The organism is Bradyrhizobium sp. RP6, assembly GCF_003837805.1.
In the GTDB taxonomy this organism is placed as follows: Bacteria; Pseudomonadota; Alphaproteobacteria; order Rhizobiales; family Xanthobacteraceae; genus Bradyrhizobium.
Genome location: NZ_RQIT01000004.1, coordinates 353,682 through 377,349, shown reverse-complemented (window position 1 = coordinate 377,349; position 23,668 = coordinate 353,682). Strand labels below are relative to the sequence as shown.

Annotated in this window: 19 protein-coding genes and 1 pseudogene; 10 read left to right on the top strand and 10 right to left on the bottom strand. The window is 66.0% G+C overall.

All coding sequences use genetic code 11. The annotated features are described in order from the left end of the window. Nucleotides 1-847 (top strand): KPN_02809 family neutral zinc metallopeptidase (gene ypfJ / locus EHH60_RS12750; protein ID WP_124159803.1); only part of this gene is annotated, 847 nt, incomplete at its 5' end. Nucleotides 848-1,003: 156 nt separating this feature from the next. Further along, a complete protein-coding gene (gene moaB, locus EHH60_RS12745; RefSeq protein ID WP_124159802.1) occupies nucleotides 1,004-1,567 on the top strand; it encodes a molybdenum cofactor biosynthesis protein B in 564 nt (187 codons plus the stop codon). A 188-nt stretch (nucleotides 1,568-1,755) separates the two neighbouring features. Here the strand turns inward: moaB and EHH60_RS12740 are convergent, their stop codons facing one another. Together EHH60_RS12740 and EHH60_RS12735 are read right to left on the bottom strand one after the other, a co-directional pair. Continuing rightward, the gene (locus tag EHH60_RS12740; protein WP_124159801.1) at nucleotides 1,756-2,712 is read right to left on the bottom strand and encodes a bifunctional helix-turn-helix transcriptional regulator/GNAT family N-acetyltransferase; all 957 of its coding nucleotides are present in this window, start codon (nucleotides 2,710-2,712) and stop codon (nucleotides 1,756-1,758) included. Nucleotides 2,713-2,775: 63 nt separating this feature from the next. Beyond that, nucleotides 2,776-3,351: a glycosyltransferase family protein gene (locus EHH60_RS12735; RefSeq protein ID WP_124159800.1), complete on the bottom strand. Its 576-nt coding sequence runs from the start codon at nucleotides 3,349-3,351 to the stop codon at nucleotides 2,776-2,778. 323 nt (nucleotides 3,352-3,674) lie between these two features. On the opposite strand from EHH60_RS12735, the gene EHH60_RS12730 reads away from it, so the two are divergent. Beyond that, nucleotides 3,675-4,514, top strand: a complete 840-nt coding sequence (locus EHH60_RS12730) for an RMD1 family protein (RefSeq protein WP_124159799.1) — start codon at nucleotides 3,675-3,677, stop codon at nucleotides 4,512-4,514. Here the strand turns inward: EHH60_RS12730 and EHH60_RS12725 are convergent. From EHH60_RS12725 to EHH60_RS12710, 5 genes and pseudogenes are all read right to left on the bottom strand, one after another. Then, nucleotides 4,508-6,118 (bottom strand): PEP/pyruvate-binding domain-containing protein, encoded by a 1,611-nt coding sequence (locus EHH60_RS12725; protein ID WP_124159798.1) that lies wholly within the window; start codon nucleotides 6,116-6,118, stop codon nucleotides 4,508-4,510. The genes EHH60_RS12730 and EHH60_RS12725 overlap by 7 nt on opposite strands. An 11-nt stretch (nucleotides 6,119-6,129) precedes the next feature. Then, entirely contained in the window at nucleotides 6,130-7,785 is a 1,656-nt protein-coding gene (locus EHH60_RS12720) for a hypothetical protein (RefSeq protein WP_245454474.1), read from the bottom strand. A 59-nt stretch (nucleotides 7,786-7,844) separates the two neighbouring features. Then, complete coding sequence (locus tag EHH60_RS38020) at nucleotides 7,845-8,057, bottom strand: hypothetical protein (protein ID WP_245454473.1); 213 nt, start codon at nucleotides 8,055-8,057, stop codon at nucleotides 7,845-7,847. A gap of 83 nt (nucleotides 8,058-8,140) precedes the next feature. Beyond that, nucleotides 8,141-9,333: pseudogene (locus EHH60_RS12715) on the bottom strand (acetate/propionate family kinase). 2 nt (nucleotides 9,334-9,335) lie between these two features. Then, nucleotides 9,336-11,750 carry a phosphoketolase family protein gene (locus tag EHH60_RS12710; protein WP_199751428.1) on the bottom strand — a complete coding sequence of 805 codons (2,415 nt, stop codon included), beginning with the start codon at nucleotides 11,748-11,750 and terminating at the stop codon, nucleotides 9,336-9,338. Between the two features lie 210 nt (nucleotides 11,751-11,960). Between EHH60_RS12710 and EHH60_RS12705 the strand changes: the two genes are divergently transcribed. The 4 genes from EHH60_RS12705 (at nucleotide 11,961) to EHH60_RS12690 (ending at nucleotide 16,231) form a co-directional block, all read left to right on the top strand. Then, nucleotides 11,961-13,124 (top strand): PA0069 family radical SAM protein, encoded by a 1,164-nt coding sequence (locus EHH60_RS12705; RefSeq protein ID WP_124159796.1) that lies wholly within the window; start codon nucleotides 11,961-11,963, stop codon nucleotides 13,122-13,124. A gap of 23 nt (nucleotides 13,125-13,147) precedes the next feature. Beyond that, on the top strand, nucleotides 13,148-13,603 hold the full coding sequence (locus EHH60_RS12700) for a VOC family protein (RefSeq protein ID WP_124159795.1): 456 nt from the start codon (nucleotides 13,148-13,150) through the stop codon (nucleotides 13,601-13,603). A 76-nt stretch (nucleotides 13,604-13,679) separates the two neighbouring features. Then, the gene (rnhB, locus tag EHH60_RS12695; protein ID WP_124159794.1) at nucleotides 13,680-14,582 is read left to right on the top strand and encodes a ribonuclease HII; all 903 of its coding nucleotides are present in this window, start codon (nucleotides 13,680-13,682) and stop codon (nucleotides 14,580-14,582) included. A gap of 140 nt (nucleotides 14,583-14,722) precedes the next feature. After that, on the top strand, nucleotides 14,723-16,231 hold the full coding sequence (locus tag EHH60_RS12690) for a glycosyltransferase family 39 protein (protein WP_124159793.1): 1,509 nt from the start codon (nucleotides 14,723-14,725) through the stop codon (nucleotides 16,229-16,231). Nucleotides 16,232-16,372: 141 nt separating this feature from the next. On the opposite strand, the gene EHH60_RS12685 is transcribed toward EHH60_RS12690, so the two are convergent. After that, nucleotides 16,373-17,179, bottom strand: coding sequence for a uracil-DNA glycosylase (locus EHH60_RS12685; RefSeq protein WP_124159792.1), 807 nt, complete (start codon nucleotides 17,177-17,179; stop codon nucleotides 16,373-16,375). A gap of 135 nt (nucleotides 17,180-17,314) precedes the next feature. Here EHH60_RS12685 and EHH60_RS12680 point away from each other — a divergent pair, with 135 nt between their 5' ends. The 3 genes from EHH60_RS12680 to EHH60_RS12670 all read left to right on the top strand — a co-directional run bounded on the left by EHH60_RS12680 (nucleotide 17,315) and on the right by EHH60_RS12670 (nucleotide 21,972). Then, nucleotides 17,315-18,976: an electron transfer flavoprotein-ubiquinone oxidoreductase gene (locus EHH60_RS12680; RefSeq protein WP_124159791.1), complete on the top strand. Its 1,662-nt coding sequence runs from the start codon at nucleotides 17,315-17,317 to the stop codon at nucleotides 18,974-18,976. 290 nt (nucleotides 18,977-19,266) lie between these two features. Beyond that, nucleotides 19,267-21,063: a tetratricopeptide repeat protein gene (locus tag EHH60_RS12675; RefSeq protein WP_124159790.1), complete on the top strand. Its 1,797-nt coding sequence runs from the start codon at nucleotides 19,267-19,269 to the stop codon at nucleotides 21,061-21,063. Nucleotides 21,064-21,087: 24 nt separating this feature from the next. Then, nucleotides 21,088-21,972 carry a 4-(cytidine 5'-diphospho)-2-C-methyl-D-erythritol kinase gene (locus EHH60_RS12670; protein ID WP_199751427.1) on the top strand — a complete coding sequence of 295 codons (885 nt, stop codon included), beginning with the start codon at nucleotides 21,088-21,090 and terminating at the stop codon, nucleotides 21,970-21,972. A gap of 137 nt (nucleotides 21,973-22,109) precedes the next feature. On the opposite strand, the gene EHH60_RS12665 is transcribed toward EHH60_RS12670, so the two are convergent. Further along, nucleotides 22,110-22,988: an alpha/beta fold hydrolase gene (locus EHH60_RS12665; protein WP_124159788.1), complete on the bottom strand. Its 879-nt coding sequence runs from the start codon at nucleotides 22,986-22,988 to the stop codon at nucleotides 22,110-22,112. Continuing rightward, nucleotides 22,981-23,613, bottom strand: a complete 633-nt coding sequence (locus tag EHH60_RS12660; protein ID WP_124159787.1) for a LysE family translocator — start codon at nucleotides 23,611-23,613, stop codon at nucleotides 22,981-22,983. The genes EHH60_RS12665 and EHH60_RS12660 overlap by 8 nt, the downstream gene beginning before the upstream one ends. Between the last annotated feature and the right edge of the window lie 55 nt (nucleotides 23,614-23,668).

The window sequence follows — 23,668 nt, the reverse complement described above, 5'->3', positions numbered from 1 at the left end:
GCCGATGGGGGGTGGCGGGCTCGGCATCGGCACCATCATCGTGCTCGGCCTGGTCGGCTACGCCTTCGGCATCGATCCACGCATCCTGATCGGCGGCGCCGAGATTCTGACCGGCGGCGGCCATGCGCCAACCTACCAGACCGATCGCCAGGCCTCCTCGGGCAAGCGCGGCGCCCCGACCGACGAGATGGGCAGCATGATCTCCGGCATCCTCGGCGAGATCGACGATCGCTGGAGCGAGATCTTCCAGGCCAGCGGCCAGTCCTACACCGGTCCGAAGATCGTGCTGTTCCGCAACGCGACCAATGGCGGCCGCTGCGGCATGGCGCAGTCGGCGATGGGGCCGTTCTATTGTCCGCCCGACCGCACCATCTATCTCGACACCAGCTTCTTCCGCGAGGTCGAGACGCGCTTTCGCGGCTGCTCCGGCAAGTCGGCCTGCAGTTTCACCACCGCCTACATCATTGCGCATGAGGCCGGCCATCACATCCAGAACCTGCTCGGCATCATTCCGCGCGTGACGCGGCTGCAGCAGCAGGTCGGCTCGAAGGCCGAGGCGAATGCGCTCCAGGTGAAGGTCGAATTGCAGGCCGACTGCCTGTCCGGCGTCTGGGTCAACCGCGAGGCGAAGAAGCGTCCGAACTTCCTGGAGCCCGGCGACATCGACGCCGCGCTGACCACGGCGAGCGCGATCGGCGACGATACGCTGCAGCGCCAGGCCACGGGCCGGGTCGTGCCTGACTCCTTCACCCACGGCTCGGCGGCGCAGCGCAAGCAGTGGTTCATGACCGGCTACCAGCAGGGCACGGTCCAGGCTTGCAACACGTTCGGCGCGGGAGCGTTGTAGCGACTGTTGTGCCCCGGACGCTGCCCAGCGCTTCTCGAGCGATGCGCTGCAGAGCCGGGGCCCACAATGCCGGTCTCCCAAGTCTCCAAGATGGGGCCCGGCTCTGCGGCGCGGCGCCGATGCGCCGCACCTTGTCCGGGACACGAGAGACGCACCATGGCCTCCATCGACGAAACCAAGCAGTTCATCCCGCTCAACATCGCGGTGCTCACCGTGTCCGACACGCGCGCGCTTGCGGATGACAAGTCCGGCCAGACCTTGGTCGATCGCCTCACGGCTGCTGGTCATCATCTCGCCGCGCGCGAGATCGTCACCGACGATGTCGAGGCGATCCGCGCCGTCATCCGCCGCTGGATTGCGGATAGCGGCGTCGACGTCGTCATCACCACCGGCGGCACCGGCTTCACCGGGCGTGACGTCACGCCGGAGGCGATCGAGCCGCTGTTCGAGAAGCGCATGGACGGTTTCTCGATCGCGTTCCACATGCTGAGCCACGCCAAGATCGGCACGTCGACGATCCAGAGCCGCGCCACTGCGGGCGTCGCGGGCGCGACCTACATCTTCTGTCTCCCTGGGTCGCCGGGCGCCTGCCGCGATGGCTGGGACGGCATCCTCGCAGCCCAGCTCGACTACCGCACGCGCCCCTGCAATTTCGTCGAGATCATGCCGCGGCTGGACGAGCATTTGCGAAGGCCGAAGGCGCAAGGCGCGACCGTGTGAGTTCTTGCTTTTCTTCCCTTCTCCCCTTGTGGCCCCTGTGGGAGAAGGTGGCGCGAAGCGCCGGATGAGGGGTTCTCTCCGCGCGCACCAACGCTTGTGGAGACATACCCCTCACCCGAGCGAGCTTGCGTTTGCGAGTTGCAGCAAGGGGAGAGAGCGCAGCAACGCGCATCTCGCTCGCTGCGAGATCAGAGATCCAGCTCCCACGTCTCGCCGACCAGATCGGCACCGAAGCTGTGATGCTTCTCTTCCTTCACGAGCTTGAAACCTGCGCTTTGATAGATCCCGCGTGCGGCGACCAGGATGCTCTGCGTCCACAGCGTCATCTTGCTGTAGCCGCGCTCGCGGGCGCCCTGGATGCACTGCTCGACCAGTGCGCGGCCGACGCCGAGGCCCCGTGCTTTCTTCTCCACCTGCAACAGGCGGAGTTTTGCGATCTCGTCCGTGGCCTTGACCAGGAACACCGAGCCGACCGGCTCGCCGCCGACCTCCGCGATCCAGCAGTGCTCGCGCGTGGCGTCGTAGTTCCTGATGAACTGCGCGCAAATCTCGGCAACCAGCGCCTCGTAGCTGATGTCCCAATTGTAGTCCGCGGCGTAGGCGGCAGCCTGCCGGGAGACGACCCAGCCCATGTCGCCGACGCGATGGCTGCGCAGCATGAAAGAAGCAGGCGGGCTTCGGCGTTGCTCCAGCACGGCCTCGATGGTCGCCATGGCCTGCGTGAGCCGCGTCGCATCGCCGGGCGATAGCCGAGCCAGCATTGCGGCGACCTCGTTTTGCGAGCTCAGGTTCAGCTTGGCGAAGGCCTGGCGGCCCTTGGCGGTGAGGCTGAGCTGGTATTGCCGGCGATCTGCGGGCTGGAGCTTTCGCGTGATCAGCCCCTTTTCGTCGAAGCTCTGGATGATGCGGCTGAGATAGCCGGGGTCGAGACCAAGCTCGTTTCCGATCTCCTTTGCCGCCAGTTCGTCGCGATGGGCGAGCTCGTAGAGCACCCGCGCCTCGCTGAGCGAGAACGGACTCTTGCCGAGGTGCTGGTCGAGCACACCGAGCTTGCGGGTGTAGAAGCGGTTGAAGGAGCGAACCGCTGCGACGTGGTCGTCGGCCTGTTCGGCCACGGCGCTTGACAACGAAGCTTTCGATAGCATGGGATCACCTCGATATTTGCCATTGTCAATTAATTGTTTGACGTTGGCAAGTATCTCGGCGCTTCAGCCGACCATGACGATCCGGCTGCGTAGCATGGTCCGAGACGACCGGCCGAGCCGCCGGAGCAGCTGCGCCTCGGAATGGCGGGCCTCGGGCGGGTAGCCGCCGATCCGGTCGTAATGATCACGCGCAATCAATAGCCCCTGATCGCTAAGCGGACCCACGAGCCTGCGCGCCAGGGCCCAGGCGACGTCGCGGAATGCGGTATTTACGTAAGGCGAGCGCGCATAGCGGAACACCGCCGCGCGATCCCGGCCGCTGCTGGCGACGGCCTGGATGAACTGGGTGGTTTCCTCGATCCACCCGGTTTCCAGTACGGCGCCTGCGGGCAGGAACATGAGCCAGGGCGATCGGGCCTGGAGCGCGCCGGCGGCGAGTGCAGCGCCCTGCGAGGATCCCTCGAACGCGATGAAACGGCAGCCTGCGACGTCGGCAACGCGCTCGATGACGCCGTTGCGCGTGCGGTCGACCAGAAGCACCTCCCGAACGACGCCGGCAGCGGCGCCGGGGACCAGCGAAGCGAGGGTTGCGACCGCCGTCTGTTCGACACCTTCGGTCGGAATGATGACGCTCAGCATGATTGAGGCTTCAGTGTCTGCACTTCGGGAGAAGCGTAGTTTTATATGATGTTGTCATAAACCCGTAGCGTTGCCGAGTGCAACTTTCCGGCGGCGCTTCGGCATGCGATGGTAAACCGCAGCCAGTCATTGCAGCCAAATGTGTCGTGTGCGGGCTGGAAATATTGCCGAATGTTTCGGCACAAGCTCATCCCGGCGGTAATAACTCGAAGCTTCCTGGACATTTCGCTGCGCAACGGGCAGTCGGTCCCTCTCAGACGAGGATGCAGCTTGCAACATAGGTCAACGAAGATGTGTGATCTTGGTCCCGGGAGTGGCCTCACATGAACGCCGATCAACTCGCCGTCGGCGCGGTGCCAGCGTCGCCGAAGCAGGGGACTGCGCCGACCTTGCGGATCCGGGCGCTGATGCTGGGCGACCGCATTAATGCTTCCAGCCTGGAGATCGGCACGCTGGTGTCCTCGACGCCGGCCGCCTTCCGCGTTCATGCCGGTCTTGCCGTGATCTTTCGCCACGGCGTCGTCGTGCTGATCGGGCTGCTTCCGTCCGAGGAGAAGGTCCTTATCGACAATCTGAAGTCACGCGTGACCGGAGAACTCAGCCCGTACGAGGAGGAGATCGCGCAGGCGCAGCTCTGCAACGAAGAAGCCGCCGAGACGATCCAGCCGGGCGGGCCGATCTGCCTCGCCAAATTCTCCGACGACCGGCTGCTGCTGGTTGCGGATGCGCTGGCCAAGAGCACTTCGCTGGCGCGCGACGAGCGCCGCGTCGCCGCGGTCTTCGATGTGATCGAGCCGTTTGCACGGGAGCTCGCCGAACACGGCCGCACGCCGCAACGGCGCAAAGGCATCCTGCAATTGATCGGCAACGCGCTGCTGGTGCAGCAGCGGGTCGCCGGCCGGGTCGCCATCGCCGAGAAGCCCGACGTGCTCTGGGAGAAGCCCGAGCTCGATCGGCTCTATTCGCGCCTGGAGGACGAGTACGAGCTGAAGGAGCGCCTCGACACGCTCGAGCGCAAGCTTGCCGCGATATCGGAGACCGCCAACGCGCTGACCGACATCATCGACACCCAGCGCTCGCTCCGCCTGGAGATTGCCGTCGTGGTGCTGATCCTGATCGAGGTCGCGATGGGGGTTTTCCAGATCCTGACGGGTACTCACTGAGGCGCGGCGGCGCGCCGAGCATGTTGGCTGGATTGCGCCTGCCACGTGGCGATCTCGGCAAGCTCGGCTTCGGGCCGTGTCCGGATCGTCTCGCAGCGTCCGAGATAGAGCTCTCCGGCGTCGCCCTCGATCGTCATCCACTCGCCTTCGGCAAAGCTGACTTGGCCGAGCTGGGCGCGCTTCGTAACGAGATCGATCTTCAACTCACGGCAGCCGACCACGCAGGGCTTGCCCATTTGCCGCGCCACCAAGGCCGCATGCGAGGTGCGCGCACCGACCGATGTGACGATACCCGCGGCCAGCGCGAAGCCCGCGACGTCGGCGGTGCTTGTATCGGGACGCAGCAGGATGACCGGCTCGCCCGCCGCCGAGAGGCGCTGGGCGCTTTCGGACGAGAACGCCGCCCGTCCGATCCCGATGCCGCCGGCGGCGCCGATGCCGGTCGTCGCGGGCTTGCCGGAGGAAACCAGCCTTGTTTCGGTAAGCGAGGCGAGGTCGATCTCCGCAATCCGCTCCAAGGCCTCTTCCTTCGAGATCAGGCCTTCATGCACGAGGTCGATCGCGATCCTGGCGGCGGCCCGCGGCGTGCGCTTGGCTGTGCGGGTCTGGAGGATCCAGAGCCTGCCGTTCTCGACCGTGAACTCGACGTCCTGGACGTCGGCGAACGCGTGCTCGAGCCGCCTCAGGACATCGCCGAGTTCGGCTTCGAGCTTCGGCAGCTCGCGGGCGATCGCCTCGGCCGTATCAGGTGTGCGTCGTCCGGAAACCACGTCTTCACCCTGCGCATCGAGTACGAGGTCGATCATCGGGCGCCGCGCGCCCGTCGATGGATCGCGCGAGAATGCCACGCCCGCGCCGGAGGCAAGACCGCCATTGCCGAAGACCATCGCCTGCACGGTCACGGCGGTACCCTCGAGCGCTTCGAGGTGCTGGAGGCTTCGATAGGTCAGCGCACGCTCGCTCGTCCAGGAACGATAGACCGCTTGGGCCGCCGCCTCCAGCTGCGCGAACGCGTCCTCCAGCGGGGCATCGGCGCGATTCTCGATCAGCGCCTGCTCGCGGCCGGCGAGCCGCTCGAGCGCTTCACTGTCGAGCTCACGGTCACTGCCGGCGTCTTCGGCTGCGACGAGCTCCGAGATGCACGCGGCAAAGGCGGTCGGGTCGAGCTCGAGCACGGTCTCGCCAAAGCTCTCCAGGAAACGGCGGCGGCAATCCCAGGCGAGCCGCGGCCGGCCGGTCGCACGGATCAGGCCATGCACGGCGTCTAGCGTGCAGCCGACGTTGAGAACGGTGTCGAGCATGCCCGGCATCGATCGCGCCGCTCCCGAGCGCACCGACACCAGGAGCGGCTGCCGGCGATCCCCGAAGCGCTTTCCAGTGGCGCCCTCCAGGAACGAGATTCCCTCCTTCAGGCCATCGCGCAGGTGCCGCGTGGCCTGCGCCTGGCCGGCAATGATGTCGGCGCAGAGCTTGACCGGGAGCACGAAGGCAGGCGGCACCGGCAGGCCCAGCGCCGCCATGCGGGCGAGATTGGCGGCCTTGGCGCCGATCTCTTCGGCGGGCCGCAATTCGGCGGCCTCAGCGCCGATACGGACGATATGCATGGGTAGCGTCCTCAAGCTGCGAGATCGATCATGATGTGACGGCGGAGCAGATGGCCGAACGCGGCGAAGCGGTCGGTGGCGCGCTCGACGGCGCGGGCGAGCTCGATCACCGACAGCGAGGTCGCGACGTCGAAGCCGCCGCGGAAGACCAGCGCGGTGATCGCGCGTTCGCGGCTGTCGGCGGCGTGTTCGGCGTCGATCAGGCGGGTCACGGCGGAGAGCGCGTCCTCGGAATCGGCGCGCCGTCCCTCCGGCACGTCGATCGCTGCCGCGACGCCGCTCGCGGCCACTTCGGTCGCGGTCTCTGCCACCGTGCAAAGCTCGGCCAGCGATTCCAGCAGGGATGGATCGGTCCTTTCCGGCATCAGTGCGGCGATGAATGCGGCCTGCTCCAGCTCGTCGACGGCTTCCTCGGCGCGATCGATCAATTGTCCGATCAGCGGGCGGGCATTGAGGCGGTCGACCTCGTTGCGGCTCTCGATCGCGATTCGGTCGGCCTTCTGCTCGATCGCGCTGCAGTGTTGCGTCAACAGCTTGCCGTCGGCGGGCTGGTCCGCGCGGAGCGCGGCAATATGGCGCGAGATCGCCGCGACGAGATCGTGGGCGAGGCCGATCTGACGCAGCACGGCTGCGAGCAGAGTCCCATCGACGCGATCGAGGTGCCGCATCAGATCGGCCTCGATCTGGTCGCGCACCGTCCTGACCGAGCGGCCCGCAAGCAGTGCCTCGGTGGAGGCGCGCAGAGATGTCTTCAGAAAATCGATTGCAGCGTTGCGGCCGAGCGCCTGGTCGAGCCGCTCGCCGAAGCCGATCCGCGTCGGAGCGGCGTTCCGGACAGCGGAGCCGAGCAGATCGTTGCCGCCGAGCTCGAGGAAGCCGCGATGGCCAATCCGCTGACGCGCAGCCCATTCGAGGATGCGTGCCGCGTCTTCCTTGGCGACCCAGGTCCTGAGCAGCTTGCGCGCCTTGTTCCAGTCGATCAGAAACACAAGGGTCGCACCGAGCGCCGCGAGGAATTCGTTGCGATCGGCGGCGTGGTCGCCCTGATACTGCCCGGTGACGAGATAGAAGGAATTGTCCTCGCCGAGGCCGGCCGCGGTGTGACGATCAAGGCCGCTCCAGCTCGCCTCGAACGCCTCGAACAGCGAGATGAAGAACTTCGCCCGCGCCAGATGCACGTCGGTGTAGGTGACGGTGACCGCGTTCTTCTTAACCGCGATCACGACGACATGGGCGTCCGTGGTGCCGATGTCGTTCTGGATCAGCAGCCGGCCGCCGGCGCGTGTTGCCATGGTGTCGAGACCGGGGTGATTGAACTTCAGACCCCGCGTCGCGTTCAGGCCCTTCATGAAGGCGGCGACGGCCGGCCGGTCTTCGCTGTGCAGGCCGAAGACATGGGCGCCGTCGAGCGCTTCCTCCGAGCAGCTCGCCGCAAGCCGGTTGAGCTGCTTGTGCAGATCCATGACGAGGCGATGCAGGCTGTCGCTGCCTGCATCGGCGACGCCGGTCAGGCGCGAGATGCGGGACATCTCGATCTCGCCGGTGGCATCGAGCAGGCCGGCTGTGCGGATCGCGTCAAGCCGCGCCTGCGCCCTTTCGCCTTCGCTCACCGCGCCGGCGCCGACGGCGCGGATCATGGTCGCTGCATCGTCCGCAATCTCCTGCATCAGCTTCGCAAGATCGGGGGCTGCGAGCCGGCCCTGTCCGATCAGATGCGCGCCGCCGATCAGCGCTGCGATCCCGGCGGGAGCGATGCCTGCAGTCTGGCTTTCGACCCCGAGGTCATTCGCGGGCCCGTCAGGCTCCTGCGCATGCCGGCCGCCGCCTGCAACGCGCTCATCCGCACCTTGATCCGGTCGTTGGCGGCGAGCCCTTCCGCCACCAGCGCGGGCAACAGGATGCTGCCTTGTCCGAGCTCTTCGATGATCTGGGTTTTCATGATCGGTCCGCAACCAGGATTGATGCGGTATCTGTGCCGCGAAACCGCGGCGGCAGCATTGCGGCAGATCATTCATAAAATTGTCACGTGGCGTGGCGCCCACGGATCAGCGCGGCGCAATGGCGCGCGATCGTCATCTCTTCATTGGTTGGAATGACGAAGATTTCGACGGCGCTGTCGCTGCCGTTGATGCGTCCGCGTGCCGCGTCGTTGCTGGCGGCATCGATGCGCACGCCCATCCATGCGAGACGCTCGCCGATCGCGCTGCGGATCTCCTTGGCATGCTCGCCGATGCCGCCGGTGAAGACCAGACAGTCCAGGCCGCCGAGCGTCGTCGCCATCATTGCGACTGCCTGCGCCGCACGGAAGGTGAAGAGATCGACCGCCCTCGCGCCGCGCTCTCGCCGCTCGCCAGCAGCGTGCGCATGTCCGCGGAGGTGCCGGAGACGCCGAAGAGGCCTGACTCGTGATAGAGCAGGTGCTGGACCTCCTCGACGGACATGCTCTCGTGTTGCTGCAGATAGAGCAGCACGCCGGGATCGATCGTGCCGCAGCGTGTGCCCATCACGAGGCCGTCGAGCGGCGTCAGTCCCATCGTGGTGTCGATGCTGCGGCCATCGCGCAATGCGCAGAGGCTGGCGCCGTTGCCGAGATGCGCGATGACGGTGCGTCTGGTCGCAAGCTCCGGCGCGATCTCGGAAAGGCGTCCCGCGACATATTCGAAAGAGAGGCCGTGAAAGCCGTAGCGCCTGACGCCGCGCGCCTCGAGTCGCCTGGGAATGGCGAAGCGGCTCGCCGGCGGCGCGAGGCCGTGGTGGAAGGCGGTGTCGAAACACGCGATCTGCGTCAGCCCGGGCCGGATCGACGCGAACGCGCGGACTGGCGCAAGGCAGCGCGGCTGGTGCAACGGCGCCAACGGCGTCAATGCCTCCAGCTTCGCGGTGATGTCGTCCGTCAGGACGACCGGGCCCGAATAATCCGGCCCGCCGTGGACGATGCGGTGGCCGACGGCCCGCAAGCTGTCTGCACCGAACCGGTCCTCGATGAACGCGAGCACGTCGGCGAACAGATGGCCGCCGCCGTCGGCGTCCGGCGCGTCCCTTCGCGCCTCGAACAGGTCCTCGCCCGCGGGGTCCTTCACCACGAGCCGGGGTCTTGCCTCGTGTTCGTCGAGCAGGCCCCTGCAGAGCAGGGAGGGCTCAGCTGCCGAGACATCGAACAGGCCGAACTTGATGCTCGACGATCCCGAGTTGAGGACGAGGATCGTGTTCGGCATGGCTAGTCGCCGGCTTCGGCCGGCGTGTTGCCGCCGGCACTGTTTTGCCACACCCAGTCGCGGATCTCGGGCATGTCCTCACCATGCTCGCGAACATAGCGGGAGTGCTCGATCAGCTTGTCGCGGAACTGTTGCTTTACCCGCGCGGCTTTGGTCGCAAGCCCCGGCACGCGTTCGATCGCCTCGATTGCCAAGTGGTAGCGGTCAAGCTCGTTGAGCACGACCATATCGAACGGCGTCGTTGTGGTGCCTTCCTCGGCAAAGCCGCGCACATGCATGCCGGCATGGTTGGTGCGGCTATAGGTCAGCCGGTGGATCAAGTAGGGGTAGCCGTGATAGGCGAAGATCACCGGCTTGTCGCGCGTGAACAGGCCATCGAAGTCGCGGTCGGCGAGGCCGTGCGGATGCTGCTCCCTTGGCTGCAGCGTCATGAGGTCGACGACGTTGACGACGCGGATCTTCAAGTCCGGCAGCGCCTTGCGCAGGAGGTCGACGGCGGCGAGCGTCTCCAGCGTCGGCACGTCGCCGGCGCAGGCCATGATCACGTCGGGCTCACCCTGTCCGTCTTCCGTTCCGGCCCAGCCCCAGATGCCGATGCCGGCTGCGCAATGCGTCGCAGCGTCCTGCATCGAGAGCCATTGCGGCGCCGGCTGCTTGCCGGCGACGATTACGTTGATGCGGTTGTAGGTGCGCAGGCAGTGATCGGCGATCCACAACAGCGTGTTGGCATCCGGCGGGAAGTAGATGCGGACGATGTCTGCTTTCTTGTTGGCGACGAGATCGACGAATCCGGGGTCCTGATGGCTGAAGCCGTTATGGTCCTGACGCCAGACATGCGAGGTCAGGAGATAATTGAGCGAGGCGATCGGGCGCCGCCACGGCAGGTCGCGCGTGACCTTCAGCCATTTGGCATGCTGGTTGAACATGGAATCCACGATGTGGATGAAGGCCTCATAGCAGGAGAAGAAGCCGTGCCGTCCCGTGAGCAGATAACCCTCGAGCCAGCCCTGGCAGAGATGCTCGCTCAACACCTCCATCACGCGGCCGTCCTGGGCGAGATGGACGTCGTAAGGTTCGATCGGCTCCATCCAGACGCGCTCGGTGGCGTCGAACACCGCATCTAGCCGGTTCGACGCGGTCTCGTCCGGCCCCATGATGCGGAAATTGCGCTGTCGCGCGTTGAGGCGGATGACGTCGCGCAGGAATTTGCCGAGCTCGCGCGTCGCTTCGGCGATGGCGCCGCCGGGCTGCGGCACCTCGATTGCGAAGCTGTGGAAGTCGGGCAGCTTCAGCTCCTTCTTCAACAGGCCGCCATTGGCGTGAGGATTGGCGCCCATGCGCCTGACGCCTTGGGGTGCGAGCGCCTGAAGCTCGGGAGCGAGCGCGCCGTTCGCGTCGAACAGCTTTTCCGGCTCGTAGCTGCGCATCCAGTCTTCGAGCACCTTCAGATGCGCCGGGTTCTCGCGGCATCCGGCGACGGGGACCTGATGCGCACGCCAAAAGCCTTCGACCTTCTTGCCGTCCACCTCCTTCGGACCGGTCCAGCCCTTCGGGCTGCGCAGCACGATCATCGGCCAGCGCGGCCGCTCGACGCTTTTGCGCCCGTCGCGGGCATGCTGCTGGATCGAGCGGATGCTGGCGAGTGCGACATCGAGCGCATCCGCCATGGCATGGTGCATCAATTCGGGATCATCGCCGGCGACGAACAGCGGTTCATGGCCCAACCCACGGAAGAGATCGCGGATCTCCGCATCTGCCATCCGTCCGAGCACGGTCGGATTTGCGATCTTGTAGCCATTGAGATGCAGGATCGGCAGCACCGCGCCGTCATGCGCCGGGTTAAGGAACTTGTTCGAATGCCAGGACGCGGCGAGAGGGCCGGTTTCGGCCTCGCCGTCGCCGACGACACAGGCGACGATCAAATCAGGATTGTCGAATGCAGCGCCATAGGCGTGTACCAGCGCGTAGCCGAGCTCACCGCCTTCGTGGATCGAGCCCGGCGTTTCCGGCGCCGCGTGGCTCGGGATGCCGCCGGGGAAGGAGAACTGCCTGAATAGCTTGCGCAATCCGTCCGTATCGCGCGCGATGTCGGGATAGATCTCGCTGTAGCTGCCTTCGAGATAGGTGTTGGCGACCATTCCGGGGCCGCCGTGGCCGGGCCCGCAGACATAGATGACGTTGAGGTCCAGCGCGCGGATCACGCGATTGAGATGGGCATAGATGAAGTTCAGGCCGGGCGTGGTGCCCCAATGGCCGAGCAAACGCGGCTTGATGTGCTCGGGCCGCAACGGCTCGCGCAGCAACGGATTGTCGAGCAGGTAGATTTGCCCGACCGAGAGGTAGTTGGCGGCGCGCCAATAGCGGTCGAGCAGACCGAGGTCGCCGATCGCGGCGGCGGTTTTTTGTTGAATTGTCATGTTCCCGTCGGCTTTCACCCAGCGATCGTCACCAACTTTGTTCCGGCACGATCGATCCCTGTGCGGGATCAAACGAAATCCTCGTGACGGGCGTGTTGCGTGAGGTCAAAGCGGCGCGCCCGAAATTTGGGCGGCTACTTTGCATGGGGTTGTTTTCACGTTTTTTGTTTGTGTTCTTGATTTGTTCCTTATGCGTGCTATCTTGGCTTCATGAGTCCAGCATCCTCTCATGCTCTCAAGCACCCGCCGGTCACGGCGCCCTCCGAGCCGGCGGGTGCGCCTTCAGATTTCCCCGAGCTTGGCGTCGCCATCGATCGCGCGCGACGGCGAGGGCGGGGCGCGCAATCCAATGCCAGCGGCCGTTATGAGGCGGAGGCCCGCGTCGCTTTCGACGACGGCTGGCAGAGCCTGGAGGAGCTGCCGCCGTTCAAGACCAGTGTCGGCATCGATACCTCGCGCAAGGTGATCACCCGCAACGATTCCCCCGACATCGGCTTCGACCGCTCGATCAATCCCTATCGCGGCTGCGAGCACGGCTGCGTCTACTGCTTCGCGCGACCGACGCATGCCTATCTCGGCCTCTCGCCGGGGCTCGACTTCGAGGCAAGACTGTTCGTGAAGCCCGAGGCGCCTTCGCTGCTGGAGAAGGAACTCGCCGCCACCGGCTACGAGCCCAGGATGATCGCGATCGGCACCAACACCGATCCCTACCAGCCGATCGAGCGCGAGCGAAAGATCATGCGTGGCATCCTCGAGGTGCTGGAACGCGCCAGCCATCCCGTCGGCATCGTCACCAAATCGACGCTGGTAGTGCGCGACATCGACATTCTCCAGCGGATGGCCAAACGCAACCTCGCCAAGGTCGCGATCTCGGTCACCTCGCTCGATCCGAAGCTTGCGCGCACCATGGAGCCGCGGGCCTCGACGCCACCGAAGCGGCTGGAGGCGCTGAAGCAGCTCTCGGATGCCGGCATTCCGACCACCGTGATGGTCGCGCCCGTGATCCCTGCGTTGAACGATTCCGAGATCGAGCGCATCCTCGATGCCGCCGCCCATGCCGGCGTCAAGGAAGCCGCCTATGTGCTGTTGCGGTTGCCGCTCGAGGTCCGCGATCTCTTCCGCGAATGGCTGATGGCGAATTATCCGGACCGCTATCGCCACGTCTTCACCCTGATTCGCGACATGCGCGGCGGGCGCGACTACGATGCGAAATGGGGCGAGCGGATGAAGGGAACCGGCCCGATGGCCTGGACCATCGGCCGCCGCTTCGAGATCGCCTGCGACAGGCTCGGACTCAACAAGCGGCGCTCCAAGCTCACGACGGATCACTTCGCGCGGCCGAAGCGGAACGGCGATCAGCTCAGCCTGTTCTGACGGGAAAGTGAAAGAGGCATGGCATGAGTCAGGAATTGCCGGGCCCTGTGCCGAGACTCACCGTCGTCACGCTGGGTGTCAGCGATATCCGCGCCAGCATCGCTTTTTACGAAGCTCTCGGCTTCTCGCGCCGGCTGAAGGCCACCGGCGAGGCCGTCGCCTTCTACGATACCGGCGGTCCGGTGCTCGCCCTGTATCCGTGGGATCAGCTCGCGGCAGACGCGACCCTGCCGGACGCGCCGAGGCCATCGACCTTTCGCGGCATGACGCTCGCATGGAACTGCCGGACGCGCGAGGAGGTCGATCAGGTGATGGCCTTCGCCGTCGCGAAGGGGGCCAGCTTGCTGAAGACGGCGCACGAGACCGATTACGGCGGCTATTCCGGCTACTTCAGCGACCCCGACGGCCATCCTTGGGAGGTCGTGGTCGCGCCCGGTATCGAGGTGGGCGAGGACCGCCGGGTGCATCTGGCGGAGTAGGACGGCCGGCCTGAATAGCGGGAATTATCCTGGGTTCCCGGTTGCGCTGGCGAAGCCGCTTGCGCACGATCCCGGCATGATTCGGGACAAGTCCGCCAAGAACCCAGCCAGAGAGGCGCCTAAAAAGGAAGCTGCGAAGAAGGCTGCGCCTGCCAAGGCGGCCAAGCTGCGTGCGGCCAAGCTACCTGCAGGCAAGGCATCTGCAGGCAAAGCATCTGCAGTGAAGGCTCCGCAGGTTCCTGTTGCCAAGAAGGGCATCATTGCCATTGCTCCGCCCAGCTTCCGCCGCGAGCGCGCGCTGATCAAGCGCGGCGTCTGGCCGGTTGCCGGATGCGACGAGGCCGGCCGCGGCCCGCTGGCGGGTCCCGTCGTTGCGGCCGCGGTGATTCTCGATCCCGACCGCATTCCGCGCGGCATCGATGATTCGAAACGGTTGACAGCCGAGGAGCGCGAGAAGCTGTTCGACAAGATCTGCGCCACCGCGCAGGTTTCGGTCGCCGTCGCCTCGCCCTCGCGGATCGACCGCGACAACATCCTGCGCGCCTCGCTGTGGGCACTGAAGCGCGCCGTGGTGGCATTGCCGGAGGCGCCCAGGCACGTCTTCGTCGACGGCCGCGATCGGCTCGACACCGAATGCGACTGCGAGGCCGTGATCGGTGGCGACGGCATCGTGTCGTCGATTGCCGCGGCGTCCATCGTCGCCAAGGTCACGCGCGACCGGCTGATGTGCGCGCTGGCGCAGGATTGCCCCGGCTACGGCTTCGAGCAGCACAAGGGCTACGCCGTCCCCGAACACCTCGAGGCGCTCGACCGGCTGGGCCCGTCCATCCACCACCGCCGCTTCTTCGCCCCCGTCGCCGCCGCCCGCGCCAAGCACATGCCGTGGACCGTCGAGCCGGTGCTGGACCTGTTCTCAGTCACGGAGGTGGAAGTGGAGGTGGAAGCCAGCGTTGAGATCGACGCGTCGGCTGGGCTCTAAGACTCATCTCGAGCGGCGGACTCTTCCCCCGTCAGAACGGGGAGAGGGAGCACACCGAAGTTGCCACGGCGCGCAGCGCCCATTATCAAACGGATGAGCGAATAGGGCCGGCTGGACTGGCTGCATCATTCGGACGTTGCATGCGGTTTACCTCCCTGGTCATCGAGCTCATTCGCGCCCGGCCGCGGCTGATCGTCTGGATCGCCGTGCTGCTCCAGGCTTTGATGTGGCTGTTCGTGGCGCTGGTGTTCTACCGCAGCCCGCCCGGCACCCTCGCGACGCTGCTGGCTTTCGGACGCGAATACCAGGTCGGCACCGATCTCGGCCCGCCGCTGCCGGTCTGGCTCGCCGATATCGCCTATCGGGCCGCAGGCGGCCACATGCTGGGCGTCTACGTGCTTGCCGAGATCTGCGAGATCGCGACCTTCATCGCACTCTACCATCTCTCTCGCGCCGTGATCGGTTCGCAGCAGGCGGTGCTAGCCGTGCTGCTGACGATGACCGTGCTGGCCTTCTCCTCGCCTGCGCTCGACTTCGGCCCTCTGGTGCTGGCGCGGCCGCTCTGGGCGCTATTGCTGCTGCATTCCTGGCAGATCATCGGCCAGCGCCGCGGCAATGCCTGGTTCGCCTGGTCGATCGAAGCAGGCCTCTTGCTGCTGACGACGCCCGCGGCGATCTTTCTGCTCGGGCTGATCGTCGTCTTCGCGGTGTCGACCGCCGGCGGCCGCCGGACGCTGCGCAGGCTCGATCCGCTGTTTGCGCTGATCGTGGTTGCCGTGCTGGCGCTGCCCTATGCGGTCTGGCTGATGCGGGCCGAGACGTTGGCCATGCCGGACATGCCGCAAGTCGCCGAGCTCAACGCCCGCGCGCTGCACGCGGCCTGGCTGTTCGGTGGACTCGTGCTCGGGGCTGCCGCGATCCCGGCGCTGACCTTCCTCAACACCGGGCTGTTCGACGGCAAGGGCGAGGAACCGCCGGTCATCTACCGACCGCCGGTCGAGCCGCTCGCGCGCAACTTCGTCTATTTCTTCGCGCTGGCTCCGCCGCTTAGCGCGGTGCTGATCTCCGGCCTGCTCGGGCTCGACTCCGTCGTCGGCGGCGCCGGTGTCGTGCTGGTCATGCCTGGGCTTGCCGTGGTCGTTGCGGCCGGCGATTTCATCGCGATGCGCCGCACGCGGATGCTGCGCACGGTATGGGCTGCTGCCATCATCGCGCCCGCCGCCGGCGTGGTGCTCGCCGTCCTGTTCCTGCCCTGGACCGGCGCCAACGAGATTGCGACCTCGATGCCGGCGCGCGCGATCTCGGACTTCTTCGACGAGAGCTTTGCCCGTCGCACCAACCATCGCCTGCGCGCCGTCGCCGGCGAGACGCAACTCGCCAGCCTGATCGCGCTGCATTCCGGCCGGCCGCATCTGTTCATCGATGCCGATCCTGCGCGGACGCCGTGGATGAATCAGGCCAAATTCAGCGAGACCGGGGGCGTCGTGGTCTGGCGCGCCTCCGATACCGCCGGCACCCCGCCGCCGGACATCCTCAAGCGCTTCCCCGGCATCGTGCCGGAAGTCCCGCGCGCGTTCGAATGGCTGGTGACCGGCCGCCAGCAGTTGCTGCGCATCGGCTGGGCCATCGTGCGGCCGAAGGGGACGTGACACTCTCGTGCCCCGGACGCTGCGCAGCACGAAGTGATGCGCAGCAGAGCCGGGGCCTATCTTGCCGCACGGTACGTAGTGCTGGGTCCCGGCTCTGCGGAGCGTCACGACGTGCCGCACCGCGTCCGGGACACGAGAGCATCAACCCGCCAGCACCTTGGCGATCGACCGCAGGTCCTGCCAGGCCAGCCGCTTGTAGGATGGCGAGCGCAAGAGATAGGCCGGGTGGAACGTCGGCAGCGCGCGGATGGTGCGCCCGCCGGCATCGTAATCGAACCAGCGTCCGCGGGTACGCATGATGCCTTCACGCGTTCCGAGCAGGGTCTGCGTCGAGGGATTGCCGAGCGTCACCAGCACGTCCGGGTTCACCAGTTCGATATGGCGCTGGATGAATGGCAGGCAGATTTGCGTCTCCTGCGGCGTCGGCGTGCGGTTGCCGGGCGGTCGCCAGGGAATGACGTTGGCGATGTAGGCGGTGGTGCGGTTGAGTCCGATCGCGCCGATCATGAGGTCGAGCAGCTTGCCGCTGCGTCCGACGAAAGGCAGCCCCTCAATGTCCTCGTCGCGGCCCGGCGCTTCGCCGACGAACATGATGCGCGCCTGCGGATTGCCGTCGGCGAACACCAGCCGCGTTGCGGTGTGCTTCAGCGCGCAGCCCTCGAAGCCCTGCATCAGCTCGCGCAATGCCTCGAGTGTCGGCGCGGTGCGTGCGGCCTCGCGTGCGGACGCGATCGCGACATCAGGCGCCGGCGCGGCCTCGCCCCGCATCACCGCGGGTGCGGCGAGCGGCCGCGGTGCCTCGACCGGAGGTGCCGCGCGCGGTGCTGGCCGCGGGGCATCCAATTCCGCCAGGCGGCCGATCGGTTCTTCCGCGAGCGCGCAGTCGACACCGGCCTCCAGATAGAAGGCGAGCAGCTCGCGGACGGTGGGGGCGGGTTCGGGGATCATGGGAATGTCTGGCTTTTATACCACCTTGGACGGCCTTGCATCCCAGCGGAATGCATTTCCATGGTTGTCCTACCCGGAAAAATCGGAAACAAGGGGGCGCAATCGACCAAGGACCGTCTCAAGGGCTGAGATCAGATGAGCACCGAAGAACTTCCCCCGCGCGAATCCATGGAATTCGACGTCGTCATCGTCGGCGCCGGCCCTTCGGGCCTGTCGGCCGCGATCCGGCTGAAGCAGCTCAACGCCGATCTCAACGTGGTCGTGGTGGAGAAGGGCTCCGAGGTTGGCGCGCACATTCTCTCGGGCGCTGTGATCGACCCGGCCGGGCTCGACAAGCTGATCCCGGACTGGCGCGAGGATTCCGACTGCCCGCTGAAGACGAAGGTGAAGGACGACCGCTTCTTCTGGATGACCGGCGGCGGCGCGATCAAGCTGCCGAACTTCATGATGCCGCCGCTGATGAACAATCATCACTGCTACATCGGCTCGCTCGGCAATGTCTGCCGCTGGCTGGCGCGCAAGGCCGAGGCGCTCGGCGTCGAGATCTATCCCGGCTTTGCGGCGGCCGAGGTGCTCTATGACGAGGAGGGCAAGGTCAAGGGCATCGCCACTGGCGACATGGGTATCGGCCGCGACGGCAAGCCGAAGGACTCCTTCACCCGCGGCATGGAATTGCTCGGCAAGTACACGCTGTTCGCCGAAGGCGCCCGCGGCAGCCTCACCAAACAGCTCATCAACAAATTTGCGCTGGACGCCAAGAGCGAGCCGCCGAAATTCGGCATCGGCCTCAAGGAGGTCTGGCAGATCGATCCCGCCAAGCACCAGAAGGGCTTGATCCAGCATTCATTCGGCTGGCCGCTTGACCTCAAGACCGGTGGCGGCTCGTTCCTTTATCATTACGACGACAATCTCGTCGCAGTCGGCTTCGTCGTGCATCTGAACTACGACGATCCCTATCTCTCCCCGTTCGACGAATTCCAGCGCTTCAAGACCCACCCCTCGATTCGCGGCATCTTCGAAGGCGCCAAGCGGCTCGCTTACGGCGCGCGTGCGATCACCGAGGGCGGCTATCAGTCGGTGCCGAAGCTCAGCTTCCCCGGCGGCGCGCTGATCGGTTGCGCCGCGGGCTTTGTCAACGTGCCCCGCATCAAGGGCGTGCACAATGCGATGGGCACCGGCATGCTCGCGGCCGAGCACGTTGCAGCCGCGATTGCCGCCGATCGCGCCAATGACGAACTGATCGAGTACGAGAACGCCTGGCGGTCCTCGTCGGTCGGCAAGGATTTGTTCCTGGTCCGCAACGTCAAGCCGCTGTGGTCGAAGTTCGGCACCGTGCTCGGCGTCGCGCTGGGCGGCTTCGACATGTGGTGCAATACGCTGTTCGGCGCCTCGCTGTTCGGCACGCAGTCGCACGTCAAGCCCGACCGCGCCACGCTCGATCCGGCCAAGAGCCACGCGCCCAGGAACTACCCAAAGCCCGACGGCAAGATCACGTTCGACAAGCTGTCCTCGGTGTTCTTGTCCAACACCAATCACGAGGAGGACCAGCCGATCCATCTGAAGGTCACCGACATGAACCTCCAGAAGAGCTCCGAGCATGACGTCTTCGCAGGTCCCTCGAACCGCTATTGCCCGGCCGGCGTCTATGAGTGGATTGAGGAGGGCTCCGGCCCCCGTTTCCAGATCAATGCCCAGAACTGCGTCCACTGCAAAACCTGCGATGTGAAGGACCCCAATGGCAACATCACCTGGGTTCCACCCGAGGGCGGCGGCGGTCCGAATTACGAGGCGATGTAAAGGCAGGTCACGCGGGTGATCTGGCGCACGTTCGCGTGAGGACCCGTGTGCGGCCAGCCGCCGCGGCCACGATAAGGCCATAGTAGCGGCGTCTTGGGACGTTCTTGGTGGATCCGCTTGGCCGATTTGGGGCATGCGGCGGGGATCGCCCGGTCCGAATCCTTGCGGGGGAGCGCCAAAAGCGGCATTGTCGGCCCGACGGTTCCGGGTCCCGATGCCACCGGCCGCTTTCGCGTGCGATGCGGCCTCCTGCTGCAAACCCAGGCACTACCAACTCAAGGCGAGCCCTGATGCTTTCAAATCGTTTCAACCGCTGGACTGCTGTCGCCATCGCTCTCATGGGCACCGCGATCGTGGCGGTCCCGGGCGCGGTCCTGGCGCAGACGCCGGACCACCCGGAGAACACGGCGGCGCAGTTTCCGACCCGAAACGATCTGAAGTCGCTCACCGGTGCCGGTAGCTATCTTGCCGCCCGCCACGCCAGCGTCGAGCGTGACGCGGCATCCGCCGCCGCATTCTACCGTTCGGCGCTCCGCACCGATCCCAAGAACAACGAGCTGCTGGACCGAGCCTTCATCTCGTCGGTCGCCGACGGCGACCTCGAGGAGGCGGTCAAGCTCGCCGAGCGCATCCTCACCATCGACAAGACCAACCGCGTCGCGCGTCTCGTCGTCGGCGTGCATGATCTCAAGCTGAAGAAATACGCGGCCGCGCAGACCAATATCAACCAGTCGGTCCGCGGCCCGATCACCGATCTGGTCGCCACGCTGCTGTCGGGCTGGGCCGCCTATGGTGCAGGAGATGCCAAGGGTGGTGTCGCCACCATCGACAAGCTGGCTGGTCCGGAATGGTATCCGCTGTTCAAGGACCTTCACGCCGGCCTGATCCTGGAACTCGCCGGCAAGGAGAAGGACGCCGGCACCCGCTTTGAGCGCGCCTACAAGCTCGACGATTCCATGCTGCGCGTGACCGAGGCCTATGCGCGCTGGCTCTCGCGCAACAAGGATTCTGCCGCGGCGACCACCGTCTACCAGGCTTTCGACAAGAAGCTCGCACGCCATCCGCTGATCCAGGAAGGCCTGCGCGAGACCAAGGCCGGCAAGAAGATGCCGCCACTCGTCGATTCCGCGCAGGCCGGCGCCGCCGAAGCGCTCTATGGCATCGGCGCCACGCTGACCCGCCGCGGCGGTGAGGACCTGGCGCTGGTCTATCTCCAGCTCGCGCTCTACCTCCAGCCGACCCATCCGCTGGCGCTGCTCTCGCTCGCCGATCTCTATGAATCGGTGAAGCGGCCGAAGATGGCGATCAAGGTCTATGAGCGCGTGCCCGCGACCTCGCCGCTCAAGCGCAATGCACAGATCCAGCTTGCCATTGACCTGGATTCCGCCGACCGCACCGACGAGGCGATCAAGATCCTCAAGGGCGTCACCTCGGAGGATGCCAAGGACCTCGAAGCCATCATGGCGCTCGGAAACATCGAGCGCGGTCGCAAGCGGTTCGGCGATTGCGGCGCGACCTATTCGCAAGGAATCGACGTGCTGCCGCCCGGCAACGACAAGGCCAACAGCGTCTGGTACTATTATCGCGGTATCTGCGAGGAGCGCTCCAAGCAGTGGAGCAAGGCCGAGGCCGACATGAAGAAGGCGCTCGAACTGCAGCCCGATCAGCCGCACGTCCTCAACTATCTCGGCTATTCCTGGATCGACCAGGGCGTGAATCTCGACGAAGGCATGAAGATGATCAAGCGTGCCGTCGAGCAGCGTCCCGACGACGGCTACATCGTCGATTCCCTCGGCTGGGCCTATTACCGCATCGGCAACTATGAAGAGGCGGTGAAGAACCTCGAGCGTGCGATCGATCTCAAGCCCGAGGATCCCACCATCAACGACCATCTCGGCGATGCCTATTGGCGCGTTGGCCGCACGCTGGAGGCAAAATTCCAGTGGTCGCATGCCCGCGATCTCAAGCCGGAGCCGGAAGAGCTTCCGAAGATCGAGGCCAAGATCGCCAACGGCCTTCCGGATGACAATTCGAACTCTTCTGCGGCGCAGGCCGAGAAGAAGAAGGACGACGGCAGGGGCGGCTGAGGTTTGCTTGGGGGCGTGTCGCCGATGTCGGCGTTGATTGAAGAGGGGCGGGCGAAGGTCAATTTGAGCCTTCGCGTCGTCGGCCGTCGTGCCGACGGCTATCATGATCTCGAAAGCGTGGTGGCGTTCGCCGATTGCGCCGATCGGCTCACGCTGGAGCCGGGCGGCGAGCTGAAGCTCGCCACCACCGGCCCGCTGGCGGCGGCCTGTGGCGAGACGTCCGACAATCTCGTGCTCAAGGCTGCGAGACTTCTGGCCGAGGCGGTGCCCGGCCTGAAACTCGGCGCCTTCGCGCTCGACAAGGTGCTTCCCGTCGCGGCGGGCATCGGCGGCGGCTCGGCCGATGCCGCGGCGGCGCTGCGGCTCCTGGCGCGCCTGAACGATCTGTCGCTCGACGATCCCCGCGTTCAGAAGGTCGCCCTCGCGACCGGCGCGGACGTGCCGGTGTGCCTCGTCTCGCGCGCCTGCGACATGACCGGCGTCGGCGAGCAGCTGTTGCCGCTCGCGCTGCCGAGCATGCCCTGCGTCATGGTCAATCCGCGCGTGCCGGTCGCGACCAAGGACGTGTTCCAGGCGCTGGGTCTGCGTAACGGCGAGCTTCTGGTCGGCGTCACCGACGTCATCCGCGCTCCGGCCTGGCCTGGGGAGGGCGCCTCTATTTCCGATTGGGTGGAGGTTCTGGAAACCGTCGCCAACGACCTTGAAGCGCCCGCGCTGCGCATCGAGCCTGTCATCGGCGAGGTGCTGGAGGCCTTGCGTACCTCCGCCGGCGTCAAGCTCGCCCGCATGTCCGGCTCCGGCGCGACGTGCTTTGCGATCTATGGCGCGCCGGCCGAAGCCCATGCCGCCGCCGAGAAGATCAGGCGCGATCACCACGGCTGGTGGGTGCATGCGGGGACCTTGAGCTAGGTCTGGTCGTCATTGTGAGCCACCGGGTCCGCTCGAAGCGCGGCCCGATGACAGGCTCCGCGAAGCAATCCGGAATCCCTCCGCCGTGACAGTCTGGATTGCTTCGCTGCGCTCGCAATGACGTGGATATCGTTGTGCTATTCCGCGCTGTCTTCAGCCAGCCCGAGAAACTGCCGGATCTCGCCCAGCACCTCCCGCGGCTTGTCGTGCTGCAGCCAGTGTCCCGCGCCGGCGATGGTCTTGATGCGCGCCTGCGGAAAGTAGCGCTCCAGGCCTGCGGCCCTGGCACCGGCGAGAAAGCTTTCGCCGGCATTGAGCAGCAGCGTCGGGCAGGCGATGCGTGACCAGAGCTCGATGTGGTCGTCGGGCCAGAGCCGGTGCGGCGCAGAGGCGCGCTGATAGGGATCGAACTTCCAGCTATAGGTGCCGTCCTCGTTCTGCCGCGCGCCATGCGTGGCGAGATGCAGCGCGAGGTCGCGGGATAGGCGCTTGTTGTGAAGCATCATCTGCGCGGCGGCGTCCTCGAGGGCGGCATAGCGGCGCGGGGTGCGGTCGTGCAGCTTGTCGAGCTGACCGACCCATTTGCCGATGCGCTCATGAACCGGCGGTTTTGGCGTATCCGGCAACATGGTCACGCCGTCGAGGACGACGAGCTTGGTGACCTGCTCGGGGAATGAGCCCGAAAAGATCAGGCTGACCATGCCGCCCATCGAATGGCCGATGAGAGTGACCGGAGGCGCTGCGATATTGCGGACGAGCCGCGAGAGATCGTAGACGTACTCCGTCAGTGCGTAGCTGCCGCCTTTGGTCCAGTCGGAATCGCCGTGGCCGCGCAGGTCGGGCGCGATGACGTGGAAATGCGGCTGCAACGATCGGGCGATGTGATCCCAGCTCCGGCAATGATCGCGGCCGCCATGGACCAGGATCAGAGGTGGCGCGCCCTCGTTGCCCCAGTCGGCGTAATGCAGCCGCAGGCCGTGCGATTCATAGAAGCGGCTTTGCGGAGCGCTAGCCATTTGCCGGCCGCCGCGCCAGCGCGAGCGAGAGGCCGAGCCCCGCGATGAAGACGCCGGAGCCCTGCGTGAGACGCCGCATCAGCTGCGGCCGTTCGATCAACTGCGCGCGCGTCGCAGAGGCCATCAGCACCACCACGACATCGGCGAGCGTGTTCAGCGCCACCGAGATCGCTCCCAGCACGATGAACTGCAGCGTGGGGTTCGATCCCGCAGGATCAAGGAATTGCGGTATGAAGGCGAGGAAGAACGCCGCGGTCTTCGGGTTCAGCGCCTCCACCAGCGCGCCGTCACGGAACGCGCGCTTGTCGCCGATGGGCTCGCCCGCGAGCGACAGCGCGCGGCCGGCGTTGCGAAACGTCTTGATGCCGAGCCAGATCAGATAGAGCGCGCCAACGAACTTCACCGCCGCAAACAGCTCGGCGCTGGCCAGGATGATCGCGGAGATACCAATACTGCCTGCAACCACGTGAACCAGCCCGCCCAGCGCCGTGCCCGCGGTCGATGCAAAACCGCTGGCGCGTCCCTCGGACAAGGTGCGTGCCGCAACATAAAAGATGCCGGGGCCGGGAACGGCGGCAACGAGGAAGGCGGCGGCAAGGAACAGCCAGAAATTGGTTTCGATCATCCTGTTTTGGTAGCCGAGCCTGCCGCGATTGCAAGGCCTCTTGTTCAAAGACCTC

Coding starts and splice junctions, on each gene's coding strand:
- moaB (WP_124159802.1), top strand. CDS start 1,004: ATGGCCTCCATCGACGAAACCAAGCAGTTCATCCCGCTCAACATCGCG.
- EHH60_RS12740 (WP_124159801.1), bottom strand. CDS start 2,712: ATGCTATCGAAAGCTTCGTTGTCAAGCGCCGTGGCCGAACAGGCCGAC.
- EHH60_RS12735 (WP_124159800.1), bottom strand. CDS start 3,351: ATGCTGAGCGTCATCATTCCGACCGAAGGTGTCGAACAGACGGCGGTC.
- EHH60_RS12730 (WP_124159799.1), top strand. CDS start 3,675: ATGAACGCCGATCAACTCGCCGTCGGCGCGGTGCCAGCGTCGCCGAAG.
- EHH60_RS12725 (WP_124159798.1), bottom strand. CDS start 6,118: ATGCATATCGTCCGTATCGGCGCTGAGGCCGCCGAATTGCGGCCCGCC.
- EHH60_RS12720 (WP_245454474.1), bottom strand. CDS start 7,785: ATGCAGGAGATTGCGGACGATGCAGCGACCATGATCCGCGCCGTCGGC.
- EHH60_RS38020 (WP_245454473.1), bottom strand. CDS start 8,057: ATGAAAACCCAGATCATCGAAGAGCTCGGACAAGGCAGCATCCTGTTG.
- EHH60_RS12710 (WP_199751428.1), bottom strand. CDS start 11,750: ATGACAATTCAACAAAAAACCGCCGCCGCGATCGGCGACCTCGGTCTG.
- EHH60_RS12705 (WP_124159796.1), top strand. CDS start 11,961: ATGAGTCCAGCATCCTCTCATGCTCTCAAGCACCCGCCGGTCACGGCG.
- EHH60_RS12700 (WP_124159795.1), top strand. CDS start 13,148: ATGAGTCAGGAATTGCCGGGCCCTGTGCCGAGACTCACCGTCGTCACG.
- rnhB (WP_124159794.1), top strand. CDS start 13,680: ATGATTCGGGACAAGTCCGCCAAGAACCCAGCCAGAGAGGCGCCTAAA.
- EHH60_RS12690 (WP_124159793.1), top strand. CDS start 14,723: ATGCGGTTTACCTCCCTGGTCATCGAGCTCATTCGCGCCCGGCCGCGG.
- EHH60_RS12685 (WP_124159792.1), bottom strand. CDS start 17,179: ATGATCCCCGAACCCGCCCCCACCGTCCGCGAGCTGCTCGCCTTCTAT.
- EHH60_RS12680 (WP_124159791.1), top strand. CDS start 17,315: ATGAGCACCGAAGAACTTCCCCCGCGCGAATCCATGGAATTCGACGTC.
- EHH60_RS12675 (WP_124159790.1), top strand. CDS start 19,267: ATGCTTTCAAATCGTTTCAACCGCTGGACTGCTGTCGCCATCGCTCTC.
- EHH60_RS12670 (WP_199751427.1), top strand. CDS start 21,088: ATGTCGGCGTTGATTGAAGAGGGGCGGGCGAAGGTCAATTTGAGCCTT.
- EHH60_RS12665 (WP_124159788.1), bottom strand. CDS start 22,988: ATGGCTAGCGCTCCGCAAAGCCGCTTCTATGAATCGCACGGCCTGCGG.
- EHH60_RS12660 (WP_124159787.1), bottom strand. CDS start 23,613: ATGATCGAAACCAATTTCTGGCTGTTCCTTGCCGCCGCCTTCCTCGTT.